This is a genomic window from Mesorhizobium sp. M7A.F.Ca.CA.002.09.1.1, from assembly GCF_003998555.1.
Taxonomy (GTDB): domain Bacteria; phylum Pseudomonadota; class Alphaproteobacteria; order Rhizobiales; family Rhizobiaceae; genus Mesorhizobium; species Mesorhizobium ciceri.
In genome coordinates this window covers 1-4754 of sequence record NZ_RZRR01000414.1, presented here as the reverse complement: position 1 = coordinate 4754, position 4754 = coordinate 1, and the positions used below count along the sequence as shown (strand labels likewise).

Annotated in this window: 4 protein-coding genes and 1 pseudogene; all 5 read left to right on the top strand. The window is 65.1% G+C overall.

Going from position 1 to position 4754, the window contains the following annotated elements; translation table 11 throughout:
• Positions 1-240 (top strand): annotated as a pseudogene (locus tag EN994_RS18350) (ABC transporter permease); the annotation flags it as partial.
• Positions 240-1235, top strand: coding sequence for an ABC transporter permease (locus tag EN994_RS18345; protein WP_063169855.1), 996 nt, complete (start codon positions 240-242; stop codon positions 1233-1235). The pseudogene EN994_RS18350 and the gene EN994_RS18345, both read left to right, overlap by 1 nt.
• 14 nt (positions 1236-1249) lie before the next feature.
• Complete coding sequence (locus tag EN994_RS18340) at positions 1250-2188, top strand: sugar ABC transporter substrate-binding protein (protein ID WP_013528163.1); 939 nt, start codon at positions 1250-1252, stop codon at positions 2186-2188.
• 241 nt (positions 2189-2429) lie between these two features.
• Entirely contained in the window at positions 2430-3602 is a 1173-nt protein-coding gene (gene ssuD, locus EN994_RS18335; RefSeq protein WP_063169856.1) for an FMNH2-dependent alkanesulfonate monooxygenase, read from the top strand.
• A partial coding sequence (locus tag EN994_RS18330; RefSeq protein ID WP_127307705.1) for an FAD/NAD(P)-binding protein occupies positions 3599-4754 on the top strand: 1156 nt, incomplete at its 3' end. The genes ssuD and EN994_RS18330, both read left to right, overlap by 4 nt.

Below are 4754 nucleotides of genomic sequence, written 5' to 3'. Positions count from 1 at the left end.
CTCATCGGCGGCGGCTACGAATTCAGCGCCATCACGGCGGTGGTGGTCGGCGGCGTGTCGATCGTCGGCGGCTTCGGATCGGTGCCGCGGGCCATTGCCGGCCTCATCTTCGTGCAACTGCTGACCAACGTCATGGTGCTCGACGGTGTGCGCACGCCAATCCAGGGTTTCGTGCTCGGCATCCTGATCGTCGGTGCCGTCGGCATGGATGCGGCGCTGCGCGAGCGGGGCGTGGCGTGATGCGTTTTCTTTCGCTTGTCTCGCAGCATCGCGTCGTCATCATTCTCGGCCTGACGCTCGTCATTTCCGCGCTGTTGGTCCCCGGCTACCTCTCGGCATCGACGCTCGGCCTCGGTCTCGACCGGGCGGCGACGATCGGCCTGATCGCGGTCGGCCTGACGGTGCTTTTGATATCGGGCCAGATCGACCTCTCCGGTGGCGCCGTGTTTGCCCTGGCCGGCATCGTATCGGTCATCCTGCAGCGAGAGATCGGCATCCTGCCTGCCGCGATCGCCGGCATCCTGGTCGGTACCCTGGCAGGCGCCATCAACGGCATGCTGGTCGTCGGCCTGAAGGTGAATTCGCTCGTGCTGACGCTCGCGACGATGCTGATCTTCCGCTCACTCGCGCACTGGATCACCAACAGCCAGCCGGTGACCGGAACCGACATCATGCTCTCCCTGGCGCTGGCCAAGATCTATCTCGATGTCTTCACCCTCCGCAGCGTGCTGTTCATCGCCCTGATCGTGCTGCTGCATTTCTGGCTGACGCGCACCATACCTGGGCGCAACGTCTTTGCGGTGGGGTCCAACCCGGCGGCTGCCAAGGAAAGCGGTATCGCCTCGGACCGTATCGTCTTTCTCGGCTTTGTCTTTGCCGGCACGCTTGCCGGCCTGGCGGGGGTTCTCCAGAGCCTCGTCACCAACACCGGCTCGCCTGTCTTCGGCTCGGAACTGACGGTCGCCGTCATTGCCGCGGTCGTTGTCGGCGGGACTCGTCTCGAAGGCGGCAAGGGATCCGCGCTCGGCACGCTCGGCGGCGTGCTGACGATCGGCTCGCTGACCATCGCGATGGAGTTCCAGTCCGTTCCCGCATACGTCCAGCAGGTCGTGTCCGGGCTTATCCTGATCCTGCTCGTCGTGCTCGATCGGGCCGTTACCACCAAGGGGAGGGCTCCGGGCACGCGCCCGGCGCTCGTTCGCGACAATCCAATCACTCAAGGAGGAACCACATGATTGGGAGGAAACGCATGATTGGCAAGAAAAGCATGCTTCACGTCGCCGCCATGGCGGCTGTGCTGGCATCGACGGGCTGGGCCAGCGCCAAGACGGTCTGCTACGTGACGGCAGCGGATTCGCATGCCTACGCGACGCCGGCCAACAAGGCGCTTCAGGCGCGCGCTGCGGAACTCGGCATCGAGATCCTGAGCCTCAGCCAGGATTTTGATGTCCAGAAAGGCACCGAGCAGCTCAACACCTGCGTTGCGCGCAAGGTCGATGGCATCATCCTGTGGCCGCTCGACCCGCAGGCATACATACCGGGGCTGGCGCGCGCGCAGCAGGCGAACATTCCGGCGATCCTCATCAATTCGCCGATGAGCGACGATGCCAAGCCGTTCATCAAGTCGTTCACCGGGCCTGATGTCTATGAGGAAGGCAAGCTGGCGGCGGACTCGCTGAGCAAGGCGCTGGGCGGCAAGGGCTCCGTCGTCATCATCGCCGGCCAGGCCGGCAACGGCACCACGATCGGCCGCGTCAGCGGATTTACCGACCGTCTCAAGGAAACCAATGCCGAGATCAACGTGCTCGACACGGTCAACGCCGACTTCGACCAGCAAAAGGCGCTGGTGGTGAGCCGCGATCTGATCACACGCTTCGGCGACCAGATCAGCGGTGTCTACGCCAATGACGACACGATGGCCCGCGGCTTCATCGACGCATGGAAAGAGGCGAACCCCTCCAAGGCCGCACCGCCGATCGTCGGCATCAATGGCCAGAAGGATGCGTTCGAATCGATCCGCACCAATGAGATGTACTCGACCATCGTCCAGTCGCCCGTCGAGGATGGCCGCCTGGCGATCAACACGATGGCCGAGATCATCGAGGGCAAGGAGGTCAAGGACCGGCTGCCGATCCCGCTGACAGTCGTCACCAAGGACAACGTCAACGCGGTCGAACCAGCGTTCTGATGCAGGAAGGCCGGCCCGCTGCACTCGGGTCGGCCTCGCCGCCGATTTCTTGGGGAGAGAAATTCTAATAGCGGCAACGGAATTGGAATAAACTAACTCTACAGAGTTTGTGGAATAAGCAATCTGCACTGGCGATCTGGTTTCCACCCGGACAGGACCACGCCATGCCTACCTTTTTGCGCTCGCCGTCAACCAAAGCAGGCATCTCCGGCCGCCTCCGTCAGGCGACGGGAGACAGGCCATGAGCAAGCACATTCCAGACCGTATCAAGGTGCTCTGGTTTCTGCCGACGCATGGCGACAGCCGCTATCTCGGCACGGCCGAGGGCGGCAGATCGGTCGATCTGCCCTATCTGACGCAAGTGGCGAAGGCGGCCGACACGCTCGGCTACTATGGCGTGCTGTTGCCGACCGGCCGCTCGTGCGAGGATTCCTGGGTGATCGCATCGGCTCTTGTGCCGATGACCGAACGCTTGCGTTTCCTTGTCGCTGTGCGGCCCGGTTTGCAGTCGCCGACGCTGGCCGCGCGCATGACTGCGACGCTGGACCGCATCTCCAATGGCCGCCTGCTGATCAACGTCGTCACCGGCGGCGATCCGCTGGAGAACAAGGGCGACGGCATTTTCCTGTCGCATGCCGAACGCTATGAGGTGACGCAGGAGTTCCTGCGCATATACAAGCGGGTGCTGAGCGGCGAGACGGTCGAGCATGACGGCAAGCATTTCCACATCGAGGACGGAAGGCTGCTGTTTCCGCCGGTGCAGACGCCTTACCCGCCGCTGTATTTCGGCGGTTCGTCCGATGCCGGGTCGACGGTGGCGGCGCAGGAGATCGACAAGTATTTGACCTGGGGCGAGCCGCCCGCCGATGTCGAGCGCAAGCTGGACAGCGTGCGTGAACTGGCGCAGAAGGCCGGCCGCAAGCTCTCTTTCGGCATTAGGCTGCATGTCATCGCCCGCGAAACCACCGAGGAGGCCTGGGCCGCTGCCGACAGGCTGATCAGCCGCCTCGACGACACGACGATCGCCTCGGCCCAAAAAGTCTTTGCGCGCATGGATTCGGTCGGGCAGGCGCGGATGAGCGCATTGCATGGCGGCGATCGTGCCAAGCTCGAGATCGCGCCCAATTTGTGGGCCGGCGTCGGCCTGGTGCGCGGCGGTGCCGGTACTGCCCTTGTCGGCGACCCCGACACGATCGCCGAGCGCATCGACGAGTACCGGCGCCTCGGCATCGATACCTTCATCCTGTCCGGCTATCCGCATCTGGAAGAAGCCTATCGCTTCGGCGAACTGGTGCTGCCGAAACTGCCGACCGACCATCCGGTAAAAGCCGCCGGCTCGTCCGTCAACACCGGTCCGTTCGGCGAGACCATCGCCGGCGACCACCGGCCGAAATCGCTCGCCAGCGCCTCGTGAACGCGCTCCCTCCGGCCCGCCGGTTGCGCGTCGCCATCCTTGGCGGCGGCTTTTCCGGCGCGGCGGTGGCCTGGCATCTGGCGCGGGCACCTCAATCGGAGCGCCTGTCGATTTCCGTCATCGAGCCGCGACCAGCGCTCGGCGGCGGCCTGGCCTATTCCAGCGAGGAACCGTCGCACCGGGTCAATGTCCCCGCAGTCAGGATGAGCATGGCTCCCGATGATCCGCAGCATTTTGCACGCTGGTTGGCTGGCAGCGGAGAACTCGAACACGACCCGGATGCCATCTGGAAGAACGGCGACGCTTTTCCGCGCCGTCGCGTATTCGGCCGCTACGTCGCCGAGCATCTGGCGCCGTATCTCGGTTCCGGCCTTGTCCATCATGTCGAAGGTTCCGCCACACGCGTGACACGCGATGCCAGTGGCGCGGGCTGGACCGTGCACACCTCTGCCGGACCGGTCGTCGCCGATATCCTCGTCCTGGCAGCGACGCATCCGCGGCCCGTAATTCCCAACGCGCTGGCCTCGCTGACGGAAGCGCCAGGTTTCGTCGCCGATCCGTACTCTTCCGCCGCGCTTTCAGGGATCGGGCCGGAGGCGTCGGTGCTGATCGTCGGCTCCGGGTTGACCTCGGCCGACATGGTCGCCGAACTTGACCGCCGTGGCCATCGCGGCCGTATCCTCGCGCTGTCGCGCCGCGGCCTGCGCTCGCGCGGCCACCCGGATATCAGGGGCGAGCCTTTTGGCGACTTTGCATCCGCGCCGGCCACGACGGCGCTCGGCCTGCTCAAGACCATTCGCGCGACGCTGGCGGCCGCGCGCGCCGCCAATGTCAACTGGCAGTCGGTCTTCGATCAGCTGCGCCTCCAGGGGCCGGTGCTGTGGGCCGCACTTGCGCCGCCGGAGCGGGCAAGGCTGGTGCGCCAGCTGCGCGTGTTCTGGGACGTGCATCGTTTCAGGATCGCGCCGCAGGTCGCCGCGGTGCTCGACCGGCGTCATGCCGCCGGTACAGTCGACACCATTGCCGCCAGGCTTGTCGCGTCGAACGACGAGGACGGCAGCCTGGCTGTCAGCTTTCAACGGCGCGGGCAGACCCGGATCGAGACGATGCGCTTCGCTGCCGTCATCAACACCACCGGTCCGGCCCATGGGC

What these genes read in the sequence shown, in the direction of transcription:
- ssuD (WP_063169856.1), top strand. Translation starts at nt 2,430, where the DNA reads ATGAGCAAGCACATTCCAGACCGTATCAAGGTGCTCTGGTTTCTGCCG.
- EN994_RS18340 (WP_013528163.1), top strand. Translation starts at nt 1,250, where the DNA reads ATGATTGGCAAGAAAAGCATGCTTCACGTCGCCGCCATGGCGGCTGTG.
- EN994_RS18345 (WP_063169855.1), top strand. Translation starts at nt 240, where the DNA reads ATGCGTTTTCTTTCGCTTGTCTCGCAGCATCGCGTCGTCATCATTCTC.